Source organism: Rhodococcus sp. BP-349 (genome assembly GCF_019835845.1).
In the GTDB taxonomy this organism is placed as follows: Bacteria; Actinomycetota; Actinomycetes; order Mycobacteriales; family Mycobacteriaceae; genus Rhodococcoides.
This window is the reverse complement of record NZ_JABUDR010000003.1, coordinates 937,401-955,864: the sequence shown is the minus strand read 5'-3', so window position 1 is coordinate 955,864 and position 18,464 is coordinate 937,401. Positions and strand designations below refer to the sequence as shown.

Genomic DNA, 18,464 nt, shown 5'->3' with positions numbered 1-18,464 from the left:
GGCAGGTCATTCCTCGTTTCCGTACTCGCGCCGGCCCTTCGCGGACCGGCTGTGGTGCTGTGTGCGTACTGCAGGAGCAGGATCGGGTTCCCCGCTCCGCAGCCGATGAAACGGGCTCGCTGTTCGGTTTCTCGACCCTATCGCACTCGCCTGACAGCTCGGGGCGCCAGCAGGACGGCGGCGCTCCCGAGCGGGAACGACCGAGGTCAGACGGCGCGGACGATCGGCGCGACGTCGACCGACACGGCGATGCGGCTCCCCGCGGACTCCGTGTAGATGATGCCGCGCAGCGGTGGGACGTCGTCGTAGTCACGGCCCCACGCCACCGTCACGTAGCGCTCGTCGACCCACTGGTCGTTGGTCGGGTCGAAGGCCAGCCACGAGCCGTCCGGGACTCGCACCGCGGCCCACGCGTGGGTGGCGTCCACGCCCACCATGCGTTCCTTGCCCGGCGGCGGCTGCGTCGCCAGGTATCCGGAGACGTAGCGTGCGGCGAGGCCGTGCGAGCGCAGGCACGCGACGGCGACCCGCGCGAAGTCCTGACACACACCGGTCCGGGCGGCGAGGACGTCGGCGACGGTCGTCGAGATGGTCGTCGACCCCGACAGGTAGGCGAAGTCGGTGTGGATCCGGTGGTTGAGGTCGAACACCGCCTCCACCAACGGGCGGCCCTCGGTCAGCGAGAGCGCGGCGTACTCGTGCACCTCGTCGGTGATCTCCGGTGGCACCAGATCGAGCACGAAGTCGACGTCCAGGGCCCCGTCGATCCCGGTGGGGCGGGCACTCTCCCACGCCGTCGTCGCAGCCCGGGTGGTGAGGCGAGCGGGGTCGGGAGGGTCCACGGCGACCAGGGCGCGCGCGGTCACGCACAACCGGTCGTGATCGGTGGTGACGTGGAAGTAGACGTCCTCGTTCCCGAAGAGGTCGACACCGGTGGACCGGTCGGTCGGCGTCGGCGTCACGGTGACGGAGGCGTCGAGACACCGCTGCTCCGAGGTCGAGCGCGGGAAGAGGTGGCCGCGGCCGTACGACGAGGACACGGTGCCCTGATAGACGTACTCGGTGCGGTGGGTGATGGCGTACCACCGCGCACCCTCGTGATCGGTCACGACAACACCCGTCCGCCGCCGCGTCCCCACAACGGCTGCGTGCCGCCGGGCAGCGTCAGGTGCGCCGCGGTGATCGAGTCGGAGAGGTCGAGCAGATCGGTGTGCACCGACCTGACGACGTCGTCGAACTCCGACCGGGTCCCGGTGGCGTCGACGTCCTCGAGATCGGACGGGTCGACTCGGCGCAGTGTCGCGACGATGCGCTCGAGCGCCCGATCGGTGCGGGAGGTCCCCGTCGAACCGGGCAGCGACGCGAGGTTCACCGCGGCTCGTTCCACCGAGTGGATGACCGAGCGCGGGTTGCCGCCGTCGAAGAGCACGAGCTCGGCCACGGCACCCACCTCGGGAGCACCGCGATAGCGGCGCCGGTAGGTGACCGACGAATCGGCGGCGTTCAGCACGGCCCCGAGCACGGCCTGTTCGACGGCCGGCGGGCGTGCGGTGCCCACGGTCTCGGCGAGCAGGGCGGTGATCTGCAGAGCACGTTCGATCCGCTTGCCCGTGTCCATGAGAAACCAGCCCGGATCGTGCACCATCGACTCGGCCGACAGACCGGCGACGGCGAGCATCGACCCCACGACACGGCTCTGCGTCGACCAGAGTCCCGCCTCGTCGGACGCCGGCGACGCCGCACACTCGGCGAGCGCGGTGTCGAGTCGGTTGAACACCGCCCAGGTGTCCTCACCCAGTTGATCCCGTACCGCGCGGGCGCACGTCTGCAACGCCGCCACGGCGTGTGCGAGCGACCCGGTGCGGCGCGTCCGCACCGTCAGGGACCGGAACTCGGCGAGCAGGTCCGCCCGCGTGGTCGCAGCACGGAAACCCGGCGCCGTCGCGGTCACCGCGGTCACCGCGTCGAGCACCACGGCCAGGGCGACGTCCGCATCGGACCGCGCCTGTTTCCCGAACGGCGTCTCGCCGCGATGATCGCGGACCATCTGGTTCGCGGCCACCAGCAGGCGGGCCGTCGCCTCGGCACGCTCGCCGTAGCGACCCATCCAGTACAGGTCGTCGAGCACACGCGGCGTGCTCACCGAGTCGATGACACGGGGACGGCGTCCACCCATCGGACGCGGTGCGTCGACGGCGCTCGACACGTCCGGCTGATCCGACCGGCCGCGACGCTCGGCCAGCACCCACACGTCCTTGGCAGCGGTCGTGGCCATGGGCTCCGACGGCGGATCCGTGACCAACACCTGGGCGAGACCGCCCGTCATCGGGGTGTAGCCCCGGCGCCCGGCCACGTCGAACAGTCGGATGCCGACGGGCCTCGGCAGCACGGCGGCGTCGTGCCGGCGATGACCGACCGGCCCGACGGGCGACGTCGCCAGGTCCGGTATCGCCCGCGCCGCCCACCCCGTCGGGTCCGCCCCGATCCGCCGCACCAGCTCGTCCCGTTCGCGCATGGACAGCGCGGGACCGACGACGCTCTCGTGCGAGCCGATCGCGTACACCACGAGCGAACCGATGCGAGAGACGATGTGCGCCAAGCCTTGTGGATCCCCCGCCCAGAAGGCCGGGACCGAGTCGAGCAGGGGCTCCTCACCGAGCAGCGCCCGGCCGAGCTCCGGCAGCCGTCCGAACAGCGCCGCGTTCTCGAGGACGCCGCTACCGATCGTGTTGACCACGGTGACGGCTCCGCGCCGCGCGACCTCGAGCAGTCCCACGACCCCGAGGCGTGACTCGGACCGCAGATCGAGCGGATCCACGTAGTCGTCGTCGACGCGGCGCACCACGACGTCGACGCGGCGCAGGGTGCCGAGCGAGCGCATCCACAGGGCGCCGTCGCGGACGACCAGATCGGCGGACTCGACCAACGGGAATCCGAGCACCGAGGCGAGATGCGCCTGATCGAACGCCGTCTCCGACCAGACACCGGGACTGAGCACCACGACGAGCGGATTCTCGGCGGCGGCCGGCGCCACCTCGACGAGGGCCACGCGCATGGCACCGACGTACGTGCTCGCGGGACGAGGCGCCACCCGGCCGAAGACAGCCGGTACCGCGCGCGCGACGATCGACCGGTCCGCCAGGGCGTAGCCGGCGCCCGACGGTGCCTGGGTGCGGTCGGAGAGGACTCTGAACTCGCCGTCGGTGCATCGGGCGACGTCCGCCGCGTGGAAGAACAGCTGATGCGGGCCGGGGATGGTGATGCCGTGCGCGGCGCGGAGGTAGCCGCGATGCCGGAAGACGATCTCCGGCGGCAGCAGCCCGCGGCGGATCAGGGTGCGCTCGCCGTACAGATCGGTGAGCACCGCGTCGAGGATGCGCGAGCGTTGCAGCATGCCGGCCTCGAGCCGGTCCCAGTCCGGCGCCGACACCACCGTCGGCACCACGTCGAGTTCCCACCGCGCACCGGACTGCGTCGACGACGGTGTCTCGGGCGACGCGTCCGCCGTGTCGTTGTAGGTGATACCGGAATCGTCCACGAGACGGCCCACACGCAACTGCGCGGCGGCGAGGTCGGAAGCGGTCACGTCCTCGGTGCCGACGAGCGTCGCCCACCGATCACGCAGTCGCGGGCCGCCCTCGACAGGGTTCTCCACGAGATCGTCGTGGCCGTCCGGGCGCATCTCCTCGAGGTACCCCGCGAGCACGGGAGATGTGGCCTCACCCTGCTGCACGCAACTCCCCCTCCGCAGACGACCGGCACCGCGCTCGGCGCACGTCCGCGAGAAATCTACCTGTCCGCCTGTGCCCGAGCCGATCGCCGGTGCAGGGAGAGCACGAAGGTCGCCGCGACGACGATGCCGAGGAGGTTGATACCCAGCTGTCCCGCGGACAGAGCGGCGATGCGCCAGCTCCCCACCGTGGCCGCGACGACGGCGAAACCTGCTGCCGGAACGGTGGTCACGGAGATGAAGACCCCGACCAGGGCGGCCGATTTCGCCGACACGAGCGCGAGCATGCCGGCGGCGCCGGCGAGCAGAGCCACGACGAGAGAGAACGGACCCACCTGGTAGATGAAGTCGACCTGCTGCAGGTCGTCCATCGCCTCCGGTCGGATCCATCCGAGGGCCTCGGCCCCGAACGCCCCCAGCGCCGTGATGACCATCGCGGTCGGGAAACCCACGAGCAGCGCCAGCAACGATCGACGGATCAGTGATCGCTGACGACGCACCAGGCCGACCGACAGCGCTGCCAGCGGACCGAACTCGGGTCCCACCACCATCGCACCGACGATGGTGACCGGCGAGTCGGTCACGACGCCGATGGCCGCCAGCAGCAGCGCGATGGTCAGGAAGGCGACGAACGTCAGGGTGAGGGACGATTCCTCCCGCGTACGTCCGACCAGTTCGTCCCAGACGATCGAGTCGTCCGGGTCACCGGGCGCGTCCTGTTCCGCGGTGCGCGCCGCGTCCGACAGCACCGTCTCCACGGGTTGCATGGTGATGGCTCCGTCGTGGGTCAGGCGCAGCGAACGCAGACCGTCGAGAACCTTATTCGCGCACTCCCGCACGACGACGGCGTCCACGACGTCGCCCTCCGGGCGCACGGCGGCACCGCGCAGAACGACGACGTGTGCGACGCCGGGAGTCTCGTCGAGCACCCGCAGCACCTCGTCGGTCCGGTCCGCCGGACTGACCACCCTGAGGTTCTGCATGCACTCTCCGTCCGCGCGTCGTCGACGCGTGACCGGCGACGCCTCGACCCTAGGTCGTGGGGCCCCCCGACGCGGGCTTCTCGCCCGATGCGCCACCCGGCGTCTGACGAGGAACCGGCTTGGCGTCGATACCCGACTCCTTGCGCTGCGCCGGGGTGATCGGAGCCGGCGCGTCGGTCAGCGGATCGACGCCGCCGCCCGACTTCGGGAATGCGATGACCTCACGGATGGAGTCCACCCCGGCCAGCAGGGCCGTGATGCGGTCCCAACCGAAGGCGATACCACCGTGGGGCGGCGCACCGAAGGCGAAGGCGTCGAGGAGGAAGCCGAACTTCTCCTGCGCCTGCTCCGCGTCGATGCCCATGATCGCGAAGACGCGCTCCTGGATGTCCTTGCGGTGGATACGGATCGAGCCGCCGCCGATCTCGTTGCCGTTGCAGACGATGTCGTACGCGTAGGCCAGGGCGTTGCCGGGGTCGGTGTCGAAGGTGTCCATCGACTCGGGCTTCGGCGAGGTGAAGGCGTGGTGCACGGCGGTCCACGATCCGGAGCCCACCGCCACGTCACCGCTGGCGGTGGCATCGGACGTCGGCTCGAACAGCGGCGCGTCGACGATCCAGACGAAGGCCCACTCGTTCTCGTCGATGAGGCCCTGCTTGCGGGCGATCTCACCACGGGCGGCACCGAGCAGCGCGCGCTGCGCCTTGGCGGGGCCGGCTGCGAAGAAGACGCAGTCACCGGGCTTCGCGCCGACGTGGGCGGCGAGTCCGTCGCGCTCGGCGTCGGACAGGTTCTTGGCGACGGGACCACCGAGGGTGCCGTCCTCCTGGACCAGGACGTACGCGAGACCCTTGGCTCCGCGCTGCTTCGCCCAGTCCTGCCACGCGTCCAGCTGACGACGCGGCTGCGACGCACCGCCGGGCATGACGACAGCGCCGACGTACGGCGCCTGGAAGACGCGGAACGGCGTCTCGGCGAAGTACTCGGTGCACTCCACGAGCTCGACTCCGAAGCGGAGATCGGGCTTGTCGGAACCGAAGCGGCGCATCGCGTCCGCGTAGGTCATGCGCGGGATGGGTGTGGTGATCTCGTGGCCGATCAGGTTCCACAGCGAGGTGAGGATCTCCTCGGCGAGGACGATGACGTCGTCCTGCGTGACGAAGCTCATCTCGACGTCGAGCTGGGTGAACTCCGGCTGCCGGTCGGCGCGGAAGTCCTCGTCGCGGTAACAGCGGGCGATCTGGTAGTACCGCTCGATGCCGCCGACCATGAGCAGCTGCTTGAACAGCTGCGGGCTCTGCGGCAGCGCGTAGAAGCTGCCGGGCTGCAGTCGCGCGGGCACCAGGAAGTCGCGTGCGCCCTCGGGGGTGGACCGCGTGAGGGTGGGGGTCTCGACCTCGACGAACTCGTGGTGCGCGAGCACCGACCGCGCCGCCGCGTTGACCTTGGAACGCAGGCGGATGGCGTGGCCCGGTCCGGGGCGACGCAGGTCGAGGTAGCGGTACTTCAGGCGAGCTTCCTCGCCCGGAGTCTCGTCCAACTGGAAGGGCAGCGGGGCACTCTCGCCGAGCACCTCGAGTTCGGTGACGTTCACTTCCACGGCGCCGGTGGGAATCTCGTAGTTCTGGTTGCCCTCGGGCCGGATCTCGACCGTGCCGGTGATCTTCACGCAGAACTCCGCGCGCAGGCGGTGCGACTGCTCGGCGGCCGGACCGTCGCGGAACACGGCCTGGACCACTCCGGAGGCGTCACGCAGGTCGATGAAGATGACTCCGCCGTGATCGCGCCGTCGAGCGACCCAACCGGTCAGGGTGACGTGTCGGTCCGCGTGCTCGGCTCGAAGCGAACCGGCGAGGTGCGTGCGCAGCACAGGAGTCCTTCCAGAAGTAGACGAATACAGCTGGTGATCCTACGGACCATCCGAGCCCACCCCGACGCCGGGAGAAACAGCGCTGTGTCGGCGGCGGCCACGTGCGAAGCTGTGATCCGCACACGCCGACGAAAGTGGTGACTCATGACGTTCGACCCCGACGCCAGGATCGACTCCTCCCGGGTTCGACGGTCCTCCGGTGGCCGCGGCAAGGGCATCGCCGTCGGCGGCGGTCTCGGCGGCATCGTCATCGTGGTGATCACCCTGCTGCTCGGTGGCGACCCGTCGTCGGTGATCGGGCAGCTCGGCGGCGGTGAGGCCACGTCGCAGGACTCGGGCAGCGGTGCCATCGAGAACTGCGACACCGGAGCCGACGCCAACGCGAACGTCGACTGCCGGGTCACGGCCACCGTGAACAGTCTCGATCAGGTGTGGGACGCCGAACTGGCCGCGCAGACGGGCGTGCCGTACGAGCGTCCGGAGGTCGACATCTTCTCCGGTCAGGTCTCCACGGGGTGCGGCGCCGCGACGTCCGACGTCGGCCCGTTCTACTGCCCCGCGGACTCGACGGCCTACTTCGACACCGGCTTCTTCCAGGTGCTCGTCGACCAGTTCGGTTCCAGCGGCGGCCCGCTCGCGCAGGAGTACGTCGTGGCCCACGAGTTCGGCCATCACATCCAGAACCAGCTGGGCGACATCGGCCGGGCGCAGGCCGACCCGAACGGGCCCGAGTCCGGCGCCGTGCGCACCGAGCTCCAGGCCGACTGCTACGCCGGCGTGTGGGCGAACAAGGCCGACGACGTTCCCGCACCCGGCAGCTCCGAGCCGCTGCTCGATCCGCTCACCGACCAGGACGTGTCCGACGCATTGTCGGCCGCGTCGTCCGTCGGCGACGACCGGATCCAGCAGGCCTCGACGGGCCGCGTGAACCCGGAGGGCTGGACGCACGGCTCGTCCGACCAGCGACAGGCGTGGTTCGACGCCGGTTACCGCACGGGAGCGGTCGCCGCCTGCAACACCTACGACGCGTCGGACCTGAACGATCCGTCGTCCGTCCGCTGATGTCGTCGCGCACGGAGCTGCCGGTCTGTGAGACGTGCGGGGTGCAGTTCGACCGCGTCGATCCGGACGAGTGCCCGATCTGCACCGACGAACGACAGTACGTCGGACGCGACGGGCAGCGATGGACCACCGTCGCCGAGGTGTCGGCCTCGCATCGGACCGTGGTGCGCGAGGAGTACCCGGGCCTGTGGGGCATCGGCACCGAGCCGACCTTCGCGATCGGTCAACGTGCGCTGCTGGTCCCCGGCGACGGTGGAAACCTGCTGTGGGACAGCGTCACCACGATCGACGACGCCGCGATCGCCCGTGTCACCGAACTGGGCGGCGTGTCGGCCGTCGCTCTGTCCCACCCGCACTACTACAGCGCGATGGTCGAGTGGAGCGAGGCCTTCGGCGACGTGCCGATCTACGTGCACGAGTCCGACCGTGCGTGGTTGCCCCGCGCCGGCAACATCCGCACCTGGTCGGGCGACTCGCTGGAGATACTGCCGGGCCGGACACTGATCAACACCCGGGTGCACTTCGCCGGCGGTTCGGTGCTGCACTGGCCGGGCACCGACGGCCGCGGCGCGCTGTGCACCGGGGACATCGTCCAGGTGGTGTCCGACCGCCGATGGGTCTCGTTCATGTACAGCTACCCCAACCTGATCCCCGAACATCCCGACACGATCCGCCGGACGGTCGCCCTGCTCGAGAACGTGGCCTTCGAGCGCATCGTCGGGGCGTGGTGGGGCCGGGTGGTCGAGGAGGACGCGCACGGCGCGGTGGTCCGCTCGGCTCGGCGCTACCTCGAGCACATCGGCGTCACCCCCGGCTTCTGACCGGTCGACTCAGAACAGCGTCATGGCCGGTTCCGGAGCGGGCTCCGCGGGGGCCGCCCTGGCCACGCGCCGCGCACCGGCCGGATCGAGTCCCGTCAGAGAGTGCTTCTCTCGCAACGGTTCCACTTTGTCGCGGAGCCACTCCTTGTACTCCGGGCTGACGTACGCCCCGCGGCCGTACAGCACCCGATAGCGGCGCACGAGAGCCGGATGATGCTCGGCGAGCCAGCTCATGAACCACTCCTTGGTGCTGGACCGCAGGTGCATCGGCAGCGCGGTCACACCGGTCGCGCCGGCTTCCTCGAGGGCCGCCATCAGGGCGCCGAGGTGTTTGGGGCTGTCGGTCAGGAACGGGATGACGGGCGCGATGAGCACGTGGCACGACAGACCCGCATCGGTGATGGCGCGGATCATGTCGAGGCGAGCGCGCGGTGACGGCGCCCCCGGCTCCAGCGACTTCTGCAGATCCTCGTCGTGAAAGGCGAGACTGACACTCACCTGCACGTTCACCTGCTGGGCGGCGAGGGTCAGCAGCGGCAGATCCCGCCGCAGCAGCGTGCCCTTGGTCAGAATCGAGAACGAGGTGCCGGACTCGGTGAGCGCCCGGATGATGCCCGGCATGAGCTCGTAGCGACCCTCCGCGCGCTGGTACGGGTCGGTGTTGGTGCCCAGGGCGACCGGGTCACGTTTCCACGAGGCGCGGGCCAGTTCCTTGCGCAGCACCGAGACGATGTTGGTCTTGACCACGATCTGCGAGTCGAAGTCGCGGCCGGCATCGAGGTCGAGGTACTCGTGGGTCGGCCGGGCGAAGCAGTAGCGGCACGCGTGCGAGCACCCGCGCGCGGGGTTGATGGTCCAGCGGAACGGTAGTGCCGACTCCTCGGGCACCCGGTTGAGGGCGCTCTTGCAGAGCACCTCGTGGAAGGTGACGCCCTCGAACTCGGGCGTGCGGACGGTGCGGACCAGACCGGCACGCACCAGCCCGGTGCGCTCGAGGCCGGGAAGCGCCCCGTCGGGAGCGTCGAGTGTCTGACCGTCCCACCGCATGACCCCTCCTGTTCTCCGGCGACCCTGTTCTCCGGCACGCCGATGCCTCGAACACACGATCGATCGACGAATCGCAGACAGTCGAACATCCGTTCTATCGAGGTGTCAACTCTTCGGTAGTGTCGGTGGACATGGCCCTCCTCCCGTCTCCCCCGTCACCTGCGGACGGCGCCCGGTCCGACGACGTCGTCGCCTGGGTCGCCGAGCACCTCGGTGACCTCACCCTCGAACAGCCCGAGGAGATCCGGGCGGGCGGTCTGCGCGGCGGACAGTCGGCGGCCGACGCCGCTCTCGCGAGCCTGGACATCACGGGCTACGCCCGGTCCCGCAGCACGGTGGAACCGCCGTCGCGGCGCGGGGCGAGTCGCATGTCGCCGTACATCCGGCACGGCCTGCTCACGCTGAGCGAGGTGTGGGATGCGGTGGCGGACGCGCCGACCCGCGACCGGTCGCGCTACCGCGACGAGTTGCTGTGGCAGGAGTACGCCCGCCACCTGTACGCACGGGTGGGCTCGCACCTGGGGGCGTCACTCACGCGCGAGCAGCCCCGTCCGACCGTCTCGGCGCACGACACCTGGTCCGACGATCCGTGGCCGGCCCGGATGCGCTGCATGGAGTCCGTCGTCGACGAGCTGCACGAGGACGGGTGGCTGGTGAACCAGACGCGCATGTGGCTGGCGTCGCAGTGGGCCGTGCGGGCCGGCGCGACGTGGCGGGACGGTGAGGACGAGATGTTCACCCATCTCCTCGACGGCTCGAGGGCGGCCAACCGACTCGGCTGGCAGTGGACGGTCGGTACGGGCAGCGGCAAGGTCTACGGGTTCAGTCGCTGGCAGGTGGAGAAACGCGCACCCAGCCTGTGCCGATCGTGCGCGCTGTCGTCCGCGTGTCCCATTCAGGACTGGCCGACGGCCGCGCTCGGCCCGTCGGTCGACGGACCGAGCCTGGCTACCGGCGACACCCCGGCCGGCCCCGCGGAGACCGTGGGCGAGGGCGGCGACGAGGTGTGGCTGACGGCGGAGTCGCTCGGCAGCGCGGATCCGGCCCTCGCGGCCGACGACGCCCGTCCCGCGGTGTTCGTGTTCGACGAGCCGCTGCTCCGTCGGTTGCGGTTGTCCGGCAAGCGGCTGGTCTTCCTCGCCGAGACGCTCGGCGAGCTCGCCGCCGTCCGGCCTCTGGAGGTACGGCGCGGACGGGTCTCCGAGGAGCTCGCCGGACGGCGCCTCGCCGCGACCCATGCCCCGGTACCGGGGTGGGCACGCATCGCGGCCGCCCTCGATCCGGTGGAGGTGCACCCGTGGCCGTGGTTGGTGCGTCCGACCCGATCGTCGGTGCGGTCGTTCAGCGCGTGGCGCCGGGCGTCGGAGCGTGGGTCGGAGCGTGGAGGCCGGAGGCCGGCCGGAAACTAGGCGGGGAAGACAGTAGGTGGATCGGATACGGTCGAGCGCGTGACCGAACCCACGGACCCGTCCGCGTCGATCGAACCGACCGCTCCCACGCTCGAGCCGCTGCTGCGCATCGTGCTGCGCACCGCGGATCCGGTGCAGCTCGGCGATACTCCCGTCGGCGCGGAGTCCGTGGCACCCGTCGTGGGCGGTGTGCTGAGCGGGCCCGGAGTCGAGGCCGTGATTCGCGCCGTCGGTACCGAGCACGCCCACGTCCGTGCGGACGGGTCGACCACGTACTCCACCGATCTGTTGGCCGACGTCGAGTCGGACGACCCGGGCGCCGTGATGCGGTTGACGCTGCACTCCGTCCGCTTCGGATCGGCCGAGGTCATCGAGGCCCTCGATCGCGGGGAGGACGTCGAGTCCGCGCTCTACTACTTCCGCGGCACCCTCACGGTGTCCACGTCGATCCGGACGCTCGCCTACCTGAACAGGGCCGTGATCGTCACCTCCGGTTCGCGTCAGGGCACCCAGTCCGTGGTCGACGCGTTCCTGGTCACGTAATCGATGACCACCACCGGTGCCGGGCGTCCCCGTCTCACCACTCGCAAACGACCGGGAGCCACGGCGCGGGAGGAGATCCTCGACGCGGCGGCAGAGCTGTTCACGACGCGGGGGGTGACCAGCACGTCGACCCGCATGATCGCCGACGCGGTCGGGGTCCGGCAGGCGTCGCTCTACCACCACTTCGCGACCAAGGACGACATGCTCGCCGCGCTCCTGGTGGGGACCGTCGATGCACCCCTCGCCTGCGCGCAGGCGCTGCGCGATGCCGCGGCCGACGCGCCGAGCACGCTGCATGCCCTGGTGTTGTTCGACGCGGACCAGCTCATGACCTCGCGGTGGAACCTCGGCGCGCTGTACCTCGTCCCCGAACTGCGCAGCGAACGCTTCGAACAGTTCCGCACCCGACGGTCCGACCTCATGGCGCTCTACGCCTCGCTGTCGCGGGACGCTCTCGTCGACATCGGCACGCTGGCGGTCTCCGACGAACTCACGCACCTCCCGTTCCGCATCGTCGAATCGGTGATCAGTGCCCGCTCCGATGCGGAATCGACGCGGCAGTCCCTCGCGACGCCCGACACGATCGCCGACGCCGCGGTGCGCGTGCTGGGGTGGACGGGGTCGACGACGCCGCTGCGTGACACGGCGACGACTCTGCTCGACGCCGCTCGGCCGATCAGTCGGTGAGGGCCGCGACCTCGGCATCGGTGAGCACGGTCGCCGGGGCGCGCCCGGACGTGCGGACCACGTCGATCGCCCGATAGAGCGGGCGTTCCGACAGCCCGGCCTCGCGTGCCTCCGCGCGCAGCTGGGTCACCAGCACCGACGACAGCGCCAGAGCCGGGGCGAGCGGGGACGAGGCGAGTCCGTCCGCCACCGCGCGCAGCGCGATCGGCTGCAGTTCGCGACCGCCGTCGGACGTGTACATCGCCACGCCGACCGTGACGTCGCCGGACGAGTCGCCGACACGGATCAGCACCTGGCTGACGCGCGCGACCCGCACGAGAACCTCGACCTTCGTCGCGTCCGAGAGGTTGACCCGTCGCACGCGGAACGACCCGCGCCGGCTCACCACACCGTGATCGATCCACACGCGTCTGCGGCCGCCCGACACGACGGCGAATCCGGCCGTGGCGACGAGCGCAGCACCCAGCGCGACACCGACGAACGGCGAGATCAACAGTCCGGCGACGACACCGAGCACGGCACCGACGACGGCGAACACCGCACCGGCGACGCGGAGCCGCGGAACGATGAGCTCCGGTGGCACCAGATCGAGCGCCACCAGCCCTCTGTCGGCCATGATCAGCCCACTGGCGACAGCGTGGCACGCACGCGAGCGGTGGCCTCGGACAACGGGATCGACGACTGCTCGCCGGTGGCGAGGTCCTTCAGGCCGATCTCTCCGGCCTCGAGATCGCGATCACCGAGCACGAGTGCGAGGCGAGCACCGGAACGGTCGGCAGCCTTCATGGCACCCTTCATTCCGCGGTCGCCGTAGGAGAGGTCCACGCGGACGCCGGCGGCCCGCAGTTCCCGGGCGATCACCGCGAGACGCAGCTTGGCCTCCGGGCCCATGGGCACGCCGTACACCTCGCACCGGGCCGTCGACGCGGGCGCGACGCCCTCGGCCGCGAGAGCGAGCACCGTGCGGTCCACGCCGAGACCGAAACCGATCCCCGACAGGGGCTGCCCGCCGAGCTGCGCCATGAGGCCGTCGTACCGTCCACCGCCGCCGATGCCGGACTGCGAGCCGAGACCGTCGTGGACGAACTCGAAGGTGGTCTTGGTGTAGTAGTCGAGACCGCGCACCATGCGCGGATTGACCACGTACGGCACGCCCATCGCGTCGAGATGCGCACGCACGGTGTCGAAGTGGACGCGTGCCGACTCCGACAGATGGTCCATCATCAACGGTGCGTCGGCCGTCATCTCACGGACGTGCGGTCGCTTGTCGTCCAGGACGCGGAGCGGATTGATCTCGGCGCGGCGACGCGTGTCCTCGTCCAGCTCGAGACCGAACAGGAAGTCCTGCAACAGCTCCCGGTACTGCGGGCGGCAGGTCTCGTCACCCAGCGAGGTGAGCTCGAGCCGGAAACCGGTGAGGCCGACGCTCCGGAACCCATGGTCGGCCACGGCGATCACCTCGGCGTCGAGGGCTGGATCGTCGACTCCGATGGCCTCGACGCCGACCTGCTGCAGTTGCCGGTACCGACCGGCCTGGGGGCGCTCGTAGCGGAAGAACGGGCCGGAGTAGCTGACCTTCACCGGGAGCGCACCACGGTCGAGGCTGTGCTCGATGACCGCGCGCATCACGCCGGCAGTGCCCTCGGGTCGCAGCGTGACGCTGCGGTCACCCTTGTCGGCGAAGGTGTACATCTCCTTGCTCACCACGTCGGTGGACTCACCCACGCCGCGCGCGAACAGCCCCGTGTCCTCGAAGATGGGGAGCTCGATGTGGCCGTAACCCGCGGCGCGAGCGGCGGCGGTGAGACCGTCGCGCACGGCCACGAAGGTCGCGGAGTCGGGCGGCAGGTAGTCCGGAACGCCCTTGGGGGCAGCGAACGGCTGGATGCGCGGTGCGTCGCCGGTCATCGCACACCACCGAGTCCCACGAGGAACGGGTTGCTGCCGCGTTCCGCGCCGATGGTGGTGGACTCGCCGTGTCCGGGCAGCACAGCGGTCTCGTCGTCGAGGCACAGCAGGTGCTCGGCGATCGAGGCGAGCAACTGCTCGTGATCGCCGCCGGGCAGATCGGAGCGGCCGATCGATCCCGCGAACAGCGTGTCTCCCGAGAAGATCACCTGCTGCTCGCCCCCGTCGAGACGGAAGACGACGGAGCCGCGGGTGTGGCCGGGCGTGTGCGCGACGGTGACATCGAGTCCGGCCACGTCGAGAACGTCGCCGTGCTGCAGTTCCACCACCGTCGCGGGCTCCTCGAAGGTGGAGTGCGCGATCAGCGGCGCCAGGACCGGGCCGATACCGGACGCCGGATCGGTGAGCATGTGCCGATCGTCGGGATGCACGTAGAGGGGGATGTCGAAGCGCGCGCACACCGGCGTCGCGTCCCACATGTGATCGAGGTGGCCGTGAGTGAGGAGCACCGCGGTGGGCGTCAGCCCGGCGTCGTCCAGAAAAGAGTAGAGCGGCGCCGCGGCGTCCTGGCCAGGATCGACGACGACGCAGTCCGTCCCCTCGTCCCGACTGACGACGTAGCAGTTCGTCTGGAACATGCCGGCGGGGAATCCGGTGACACGCACAGTGAAGGACTCCTCATGCTTTGCGGTGCAGCGATCCGCGATCGGACGAATGCCCCCAGCGTAGGCGGTGCGATCGGGTGACTCGGAACGTGGGGCACGCACCTCGGCCGTCCACCGGGTCAGGTGCCTCTCAGGGAAGCCTGGCACACTTCTGCTGCTCACCCGCTCCAGCGAGAAGAGGAACGCCAACCGTGCCGACGAACGAACAACGACGTGACGCTGCCAAGCGCAAGCTCGAACGCCAGCTCGAGAACCGCGCCGCTCGGGCGCGACGACGCAAGCAGGCGACCATCGCCGCCGCCGTCATCGGACTGGTCGTCGTCATCGGCGGCGTCGCTGTCGCCATCGGTGTGACACGCAGCGACGACGACACCGCCGTCGAGGCCTCCGACTCCCCCACCAGCGAGAACGCGACGCCGGAGGGCATGCTGCCCGCCGGCCGCTCGGAACCGCTCCCCGAGACCGTGAGCTGCTCCTACCCTGCCGGCGGCGCGGCCGCGAAGCCGGCGAACGCTCCGCAGACCGAGAACGTGCCCACCACGGACGACAACGTCAGCGTCAGCATGGACACCTCGCAGGGGCCGATCGGCCTGTCGCTCGACGCCACGAAGGCGCCCTGCACCGTGAACAGCTTCGCCTCGCTGGCCGGGCAGAACTACTACGACGCCACTCCCTGCCACCGTCTGACCACGGCCGACAGCCTGAAGGTCCTGCAGTGCGGTGACCCGACCGGCGCCGGAACGGGCGGCCCGGGCTACCAGTACGCCAACGAGTTCCCCACGGACCAGTACGCCGACGATCCGGCCGCGCTGCAGTCGCCCGTCCTGTACCCCCGCGGAACCATCGCGATGGCGAATGCCGGCGCCGACACCAACGGCAGCCAGTTCTTCCTCGTCTTCGGCGATTCGCAGCTGCCCCCGAACTACACGGTGTTCGGCACGATCGACGAGACCGGTCTCGCGACGCTCGACAAGATCGCCGCAGCGGGTGTCGAGGGTGGCGCGCAGGACGGCGCGCCTGCTCTCGCGACCACCCTGAACACGGTTCAGCTCGACCTGGCCTGACGGCTCACCCCGCACACTTCCGCGAGTACGCCCACAGTGTCGTGATTCCGGACGGGACCACGACACGTCGAACGTACTCGCCGGGGGTGTGTCGAGCTCTAGGCCGCCGAGGTCAGGCGGTACACGTCGTACACGCCCTCGACGTTGCGCACCACGTTGAGCACGTGGCCCAGATGCTTGGGATCACCCATCTCGAAGGTGAACTTCGAGATGGCGACCCGATCGCCCGAGGTGGTCACCGACGCCGACAGGATGTTGACCTTCTCGTCGGCCAGCGCCTTCGTGACGTCGGAGAGCAGACGGTGGCGGTCGAGCGCCTCGATCTGGATCGCGACGAGGAACACCGACGACGGCGACGGTGCCCACTCGACCTCGATCAGCCGCTCCGACTGCGTCTGCAGCGACCCGGCGTTGGTGCAATCGGTGCGGTGCACGCTCACCGAGCCACCGCGGGTGACGAAGCCCATGATGTCGTCCCCGGGAACCGGGGTGCAGCACTTCGCCAGCTTGGCGACGACGCCGTCCGCACCCGACACCATGACGCCCGCGTCACCGACGCGGCGCGGACGGGTGGGGATGGTCGACGGGGTGGACCGCTCGGCCAGTTCCTCCTCGACATCGCCGACACCGCCGAGGTGAGCGACGAGACGCTGCACGACGTGTTGCGCCGAGACGTGGTTCTCCCCCACCGCGGTGTAGAGAGCCGAGACGTCGACGTACCGCAGCTCGTGCGCGATGGCAGACATGGACTCGCCGTTCATCAAGCGCTGCAACGGAAGTCCCCCGCGCCGCACCTCCTTGGCGATGGCGTCCTTGCCGGCCTCGAGCGCTTCCTCGCGGCGTTCCTTGGCGAACCACTGGCGGATCTTGGTCTTCGCACGCGGCGACGCGACGAAGGTGGCCCAGTCGCGGCTCGGCCCGGCCGTGGGGGCCTTCGAGGTGAAGACCTCGACCACCTCGCCGTTGTCGAGCTGACGCTCCAACGCGACGAGGCGCCCGTTGACGCGGGCACCGATGCACCGGTGTCCCACCTCGGTGTGCACGGCGTAGGCGAAGTCCACGGGACACGATCCGGCGGGCAGCGTCACCACGTCGCCCTTGGGGGTGAAGACGAAGATCTCCTTGACCGCGAGGTCGTACCGCAGCGACTCGAGGAACTCCCCCGGATCCGCGGCCTCCCGCTGCCAGTCGAGCAGCTGGCGCATCCACGCCATGTCGTCGAGCTCGGTGGCGTCACCGGAGTGACGACCCTTCGTCTCTTTGTATCGCCAGTGCGCGGCGATGCCGAACTCGGCGGTGCGGTGCATGTCGCGGGTGCGGATCTGCACCTCGAGAGGCTTGCCCTCGGGACCGACGACGGTGGTGTGCAGCGATTGGTAGACCCCGTAGCGCGGCTGCGCGATGTAGTCCTTGAAACGTCCGGCCATCGGCTGCCACAGCGAGTGGACCACGCCGACGGCGGCGTAGCAGTCCCGGATCTCGTCGCACAGGATGCGTACGCCGACCAGATCGTGGATGTCGTCGAAGTCGCGACCCTTGACGATCATCTTCTGGTAGATCGACCAGTAGTGCTTGGGCCGACCCTCGACCACGGCACTGATGCGGGAGGCCGACAGGGTCGCGTTGATCTCGGCGCGCACCTTGGCGAGGTAGGTGTCGCGTGAGGGTGCCCGGTCGGCGACGAGGCGCACGATCTCGTCGTACTTCTTGGGGTGCAGGATCGCGAATGCGAGGTCCTCGAGCTCCCACTTGACTGTCGCCATGCCGAGGCGGTGCGCGAGCGGCGCGATGACCTCGAGGGTCTCCTTCGCCTTGCGCGCCTGCTTCTCCGGCGGCAGGAACCGCATCGTGCGCATGTTGTGCAGCCGGTCGGCCACCTTGATGACCAGCACCCGCGGATCCCGCGCCATCGCGATGATCATCTTACGGATGGTCTCGCCCTCGGCGGCGGTGCCGAGCGCGACCTTGTCGAGCTTCGTCACGCCGTCGACGAGATGGGCGACCTCGTCGCCGAACTCGGTGCGCAGCTGGTCCAGCGAGTAGCCGGTGTCCTCGACCGTGTCGTGCAGCAGCGCCGCGACGAGCGTCGTGGTGTCCATTCCCAGTTCGGCCAGGATGTTGGCGACCGCGAGCGGGTGCGTGATGTACGGGTCACCCGACTTGCGCATCTGCGTGGCATGCCGCTCGTCGGCGACGTCGTACGCGCGCTGGAGCAACCCGAGGTCGGCCTTCGGGTACATCGACCGGTGCGTGCCGGCCAACGGCTCGAGCACGGGCTTGACCGTGGTGTTGCGCTGCGCGGTGATGCGGCGGGCCAGCCGCGCACGGACGCGTCGGGACGCGGACGACGGCGCAGTGGGGGTGGCGGAGGAGGGTGCGGGATCGGGCACGGGCTCCGCGGCGGGTGCGACCGGCTCCGGTGTCAGGGCATCGGTCCGCGCGGTCGGATCGGCAGGCTCGACCCCGGAGGGCACGGGCTCCGTATCGGCCTCCTCAGCAGCTGCGTCGGCAGGCAGGACGGCGTCGGACGGCAGGGACTCCCCCGCGGCAGGCGGCACTGCTGCGGACTCCTCGGCGGTACGACCGATGTATCGCGTCATGATCGACACCTCCTCAGCTGCTCGAGAGACCCGACTCTATCCGCCGTCACCGGAGCGCACAGCGCACGCCCTCAC

15 protein-coding genes are annotated in these 18,464 nt (G+C 70.2%); 6 read left to right on the top strand and 9 right to left on the bottom strand.

The window, feature by feature from the left end:
- Positions 1-206: 206 nt before the first annotated feature.
- From HQ325_RS20890 to aspS, 4 genes are read right to left on the bottom strand one after another with little or no spacing between them, the layout of a single operon-like run.
- Complete coding sequence (locus HQ325_RS20890; protein ID WP_222632211.1) at positions 207-1,109, bottom strand: transglutaminase family protein; 903 nt, start codon at positions 1,107-1,109, stop codon at positions 207-209.
- On the bottom strand, positions 1,106-3,733 hold the full coding sequence (locus tag HQ325_RS20885) for a circularly permuted type 2 ATP-grasp protein (RefSeq protein ID WP_222632209.1): 2,628 nt from the start codon (positions 3,731-3,733) through the stop codon (positions 1,106-1,108). The genes HQ325_RS20890 and HQ325_RS20885 overlap by 4 nt, the downstream gene beginning before the upstream one ends.
- A gap of 56 nt (positions 3,734-3,789) precedes the next feature.
- Positions 3,790-4,713 (bottom strand): DUF389 domain-containing protein, encoded by a 924-nt coding sequence (locus tag HQ325_RS20880; RefSeq protein WP_222632207.1) that lies wholly within the window; start codon positions 4,711-4,713, stop codon positions 3,790-3,792.
- A 49-nt stretch (positions 4,714-4,762) separates the two neighbouring features.
- The gene (gene aspS / locus HQ325_RS20875; RefSeq protein ID WP_222632205.1) at positions 4,763-6,583 is read right to left on the bottom strand and encodes an aspartate--tRNA ligase; all 1,821 of its coding nucleotides are present in this window, start codon (positions 6,581-6,583) and stop codon (positions 4,763-4,765) included.
- Between the two features lie 144 nt (positions 6,584-6,727).
- On the opposite strand from aspS, the gene HQ325_RS20870 reads away from it, so the two are divergent.
- The gene (locus HQ325_RS20870) at positions 6,728-7,645 is read left to right on the top strand and encodes a neutral zinc metallopeptidase (protein WP_027505242.1); all 918 of its coding nucleotides are present in this window, start codon (positions 6,728-6,730) and stop codon (positions 7,643-7,645) included.
- Positions 7,645-8,466 carry an MBL fold metallo-hydrolase gene (locus HQ325_RS20865; protein ID WP_222632203.1) on the top strand — a complete coding sequence of 274 codons (822 nt, stop codon included), beginning with the start codon at positions 7,645-7,647 and terminating at the stop codon, positions 8,464-8,466. Before HQ325_RS20870 ends, HQ325_RS20865 begins: the two co-directional genes overlap by 1 nt.
- Positions 8,467-8,475: 9 nt before the next feature.
- Here HQ325_RS20865 and HQ325_RS20860 read toward each other — a convergent pair whose 3' ends face one another.
- Positions 8,476-9,513: an Rv2578c family radical SAM protein gene (locus HQ325_RS20860; RefSeq protein WP_222632201.1), complete on the bottom strand. Its 1,038-nt coding sequence runs from the start codon at positions 9,511-9,513 to the stop codon at positions 8,476-8,478.
- A 131-nt stretch (positions 9,514-9,644) separates the two neighbouring features.
- Between HQ325_RS20860 and HQ325_RS20855 the strand changes: the two genes are divergently transcribed.
- From HQ325_RS20855 to HQ325_RS20845, 3 genes are read left to right on the top strand one after another with little or no spacing between them, the layout of a single operon-like run.
- Positions 9,645-10,922, top strand: coding sequence for an FAD-binding domain-containing protein (locus HQ325_RS20855; RefSeq protein ID WP_222632199.1), 1,278 nt, complete (start codon positions 9,645-9,647; stop codon positions 10,920-10,922).
- Positions 10,923-10,961: 39 nt separating this feature from the next.
- Positions 10,962-11,465 (top strand): DUF3237 domain-containing protein, encoded by a 504-nt coding sequence (locus HQ325_RS20850; protein WP_222632197.1) that lies wholly within the window; start codon positions 10,962-10,964, stop codon positions 11,463-11,465.
- A 3-nt stretch (positions 11,466-11,468) separates the two neighbouring features.
- On the top strand, positions 11,469-12,152 hold the full coding sequence (locus HQ325_RS20845; protein WP_222632195.1) for a TetR/AcrR family transcriptional regulator: 684 nt from the start codon (positions 11,469-11,471) through the stop codon (positions 12,150-12,152).
- On the opposite strand, the gene HQ325_RS20840 is transcribed toward HQ325_RS20845, so the two are convergent.
- Genes HQ325_RS20840 through HQ325_RS20830 form a run of 3 tightly spaced genes read right to left on the bottom strand, consistent with a single transcriptional unit; the run spans position 12,142 to position 14,725 of the window.
- Positions 12,142-12,768 carry a hypothetical protein gene (locus HQ325_RS20840; RefSeq protein ID WP_222632193.1) on the bottom strand — a complete coding sequence of 209 codons (627 nt, stop codon included), beginning with the start codon at positions 12,766-12,768 and terminating at the stop codon, positions 12,142-12,144. The two genes, HQ325_RS20845 and HQ325_RS20840, sit on opposite strands and share 11 nt — an antisense overlap.
- A gap of 2 nt (positions 12,769-12,770) precedes the next feature.
- Positions 12,771-14,060: a histidine--tRNA ligase gene (hisS, locus tag HQ325_RS20835; RefSeq protein WP_222632191.1), complete on the bottom strand. Its 1,290-nt coding sequence runs from the start codon at positions 14,058-14,060 to the stop codon at positions 12,771-12,773.
- Positions 14,057-14,725 carry an MBL fold metallo-hydrolase gene (locus tag HQ325_RS20830; protein WP_222632189.1) on the bottom strand — a complete coding sequence of 223 codons (669 nt, stop codon included), beginning with the start codon at positions 14,723-14,725 and terminating at the stop codon, positions 14,057-14,059. Before HQ325_RS20830 ends, hisS begins: the two co-directional genes overlap by 4 nt.
- A 191-nt stretch (positions 14,726-14,916) precedes the next feature.
- Here HQ325_RS20830 and HQ325_RS20825 point away from each other — a divergent pair, with 191 nt between their 5' ends.
- Positions 14,917-15,789 (top strand): peptidylprolyl isomerase, encoded by an 873-nt coding sequence (locus HQ325_RS20825; protein ID WP_222632187.1) that lies wholly within the window; start codon positions 14,917-14,919, stop codon positions 15,787-15,789.
- Positions 15,790-15,887: 98 nt separating this feature from the next.
- On the opposite strand, the gene HQ325_RS20820 is transcribed toward HQ325_RS20825, so the two are convergent.
- A complete protein-coding gene (locus tag HQ325_RS20820; protein WP_261778578.1) occupies positions 15,888-18,389 on the bottom strand; it encodes a bifunctional (p)ppGpp synthetase/guanosine-3',5'-bis(diphosphate) 3'-pyrophosphohydrolase in 2,502 nt (833 codons plus the stop codon).
- Positions 18,390-18,464 lie beyond the last annotated feature (75 nt).

Excerpts from the sequence above, each read along its gene's own strand:
- HQ325_RS20880 (WP_222632207.1), bottom strand. The coding sequence starts at position 4,713 with ATGCAGAACCTCAGGGTGGTCAGTCCGGCGGACCGGACCGACGAGGTG.
- HQ325_RS20870 (WP_027505242.1), top strand. The coding sequence starts at position 6,728 with ATGACGTTCGACCCCGACGCCAGGATCGACTCCTCCCGGGTTCGACGG.
- HQ325_RS20865 (WP_222632203.1), top strand. The coding sequence starts at position 7,645 with ATGTCGTCGCGCACGGAGCTGCCGGTCTGTGAGACGTGCGGGGTGCAG.
- HQ325_RS20860 (WP_222632201.1), bottom strand. The coding sequence starts at position 9,513 with ATGCGGTGGGACGGTCAGACACTCGACGCTCCCGACGGGGCGCTTCCC.
- HQ325_RS20855 (WP_222632199.1), top strand. The coding sequence starts at position 9,645 with ATGGCCCTCCTCCCGTCTCCCCCGTCACCTGCGGACGGCGCCCGGTCC.
- HQ325_RS20845 (WP_222632195.1), top strand. The coding sequence starts at position 11,469 with ATGACCACCACCGGTGCCGGGCGTCCCCGTCTCACCACTCGCAAACGA.
- HQ325_RS20840 (WP_222632193.1), bottom strand. The coding sequence starts at position 12,768 with ATGGCCGACAGAGGGCTGGTGGCGCTCGATCTGGTGCCACCGGAGCTC.
- hisS (WP_222632191.1), bottom strand. The coding sequence starts at position 14,060 with ATGACCGGCGACGCACCGCGCATCCAGCCGTTCGCTGCCCCCAAGGGC.
- HQ325_RS20820 (WP_261778578.1), bottom strand. The coding sequence starts at position 18,389 with ATGACGCGATACATCGGTCGTACCGCCGAGGAGTCCGCAGCAGTGCCG.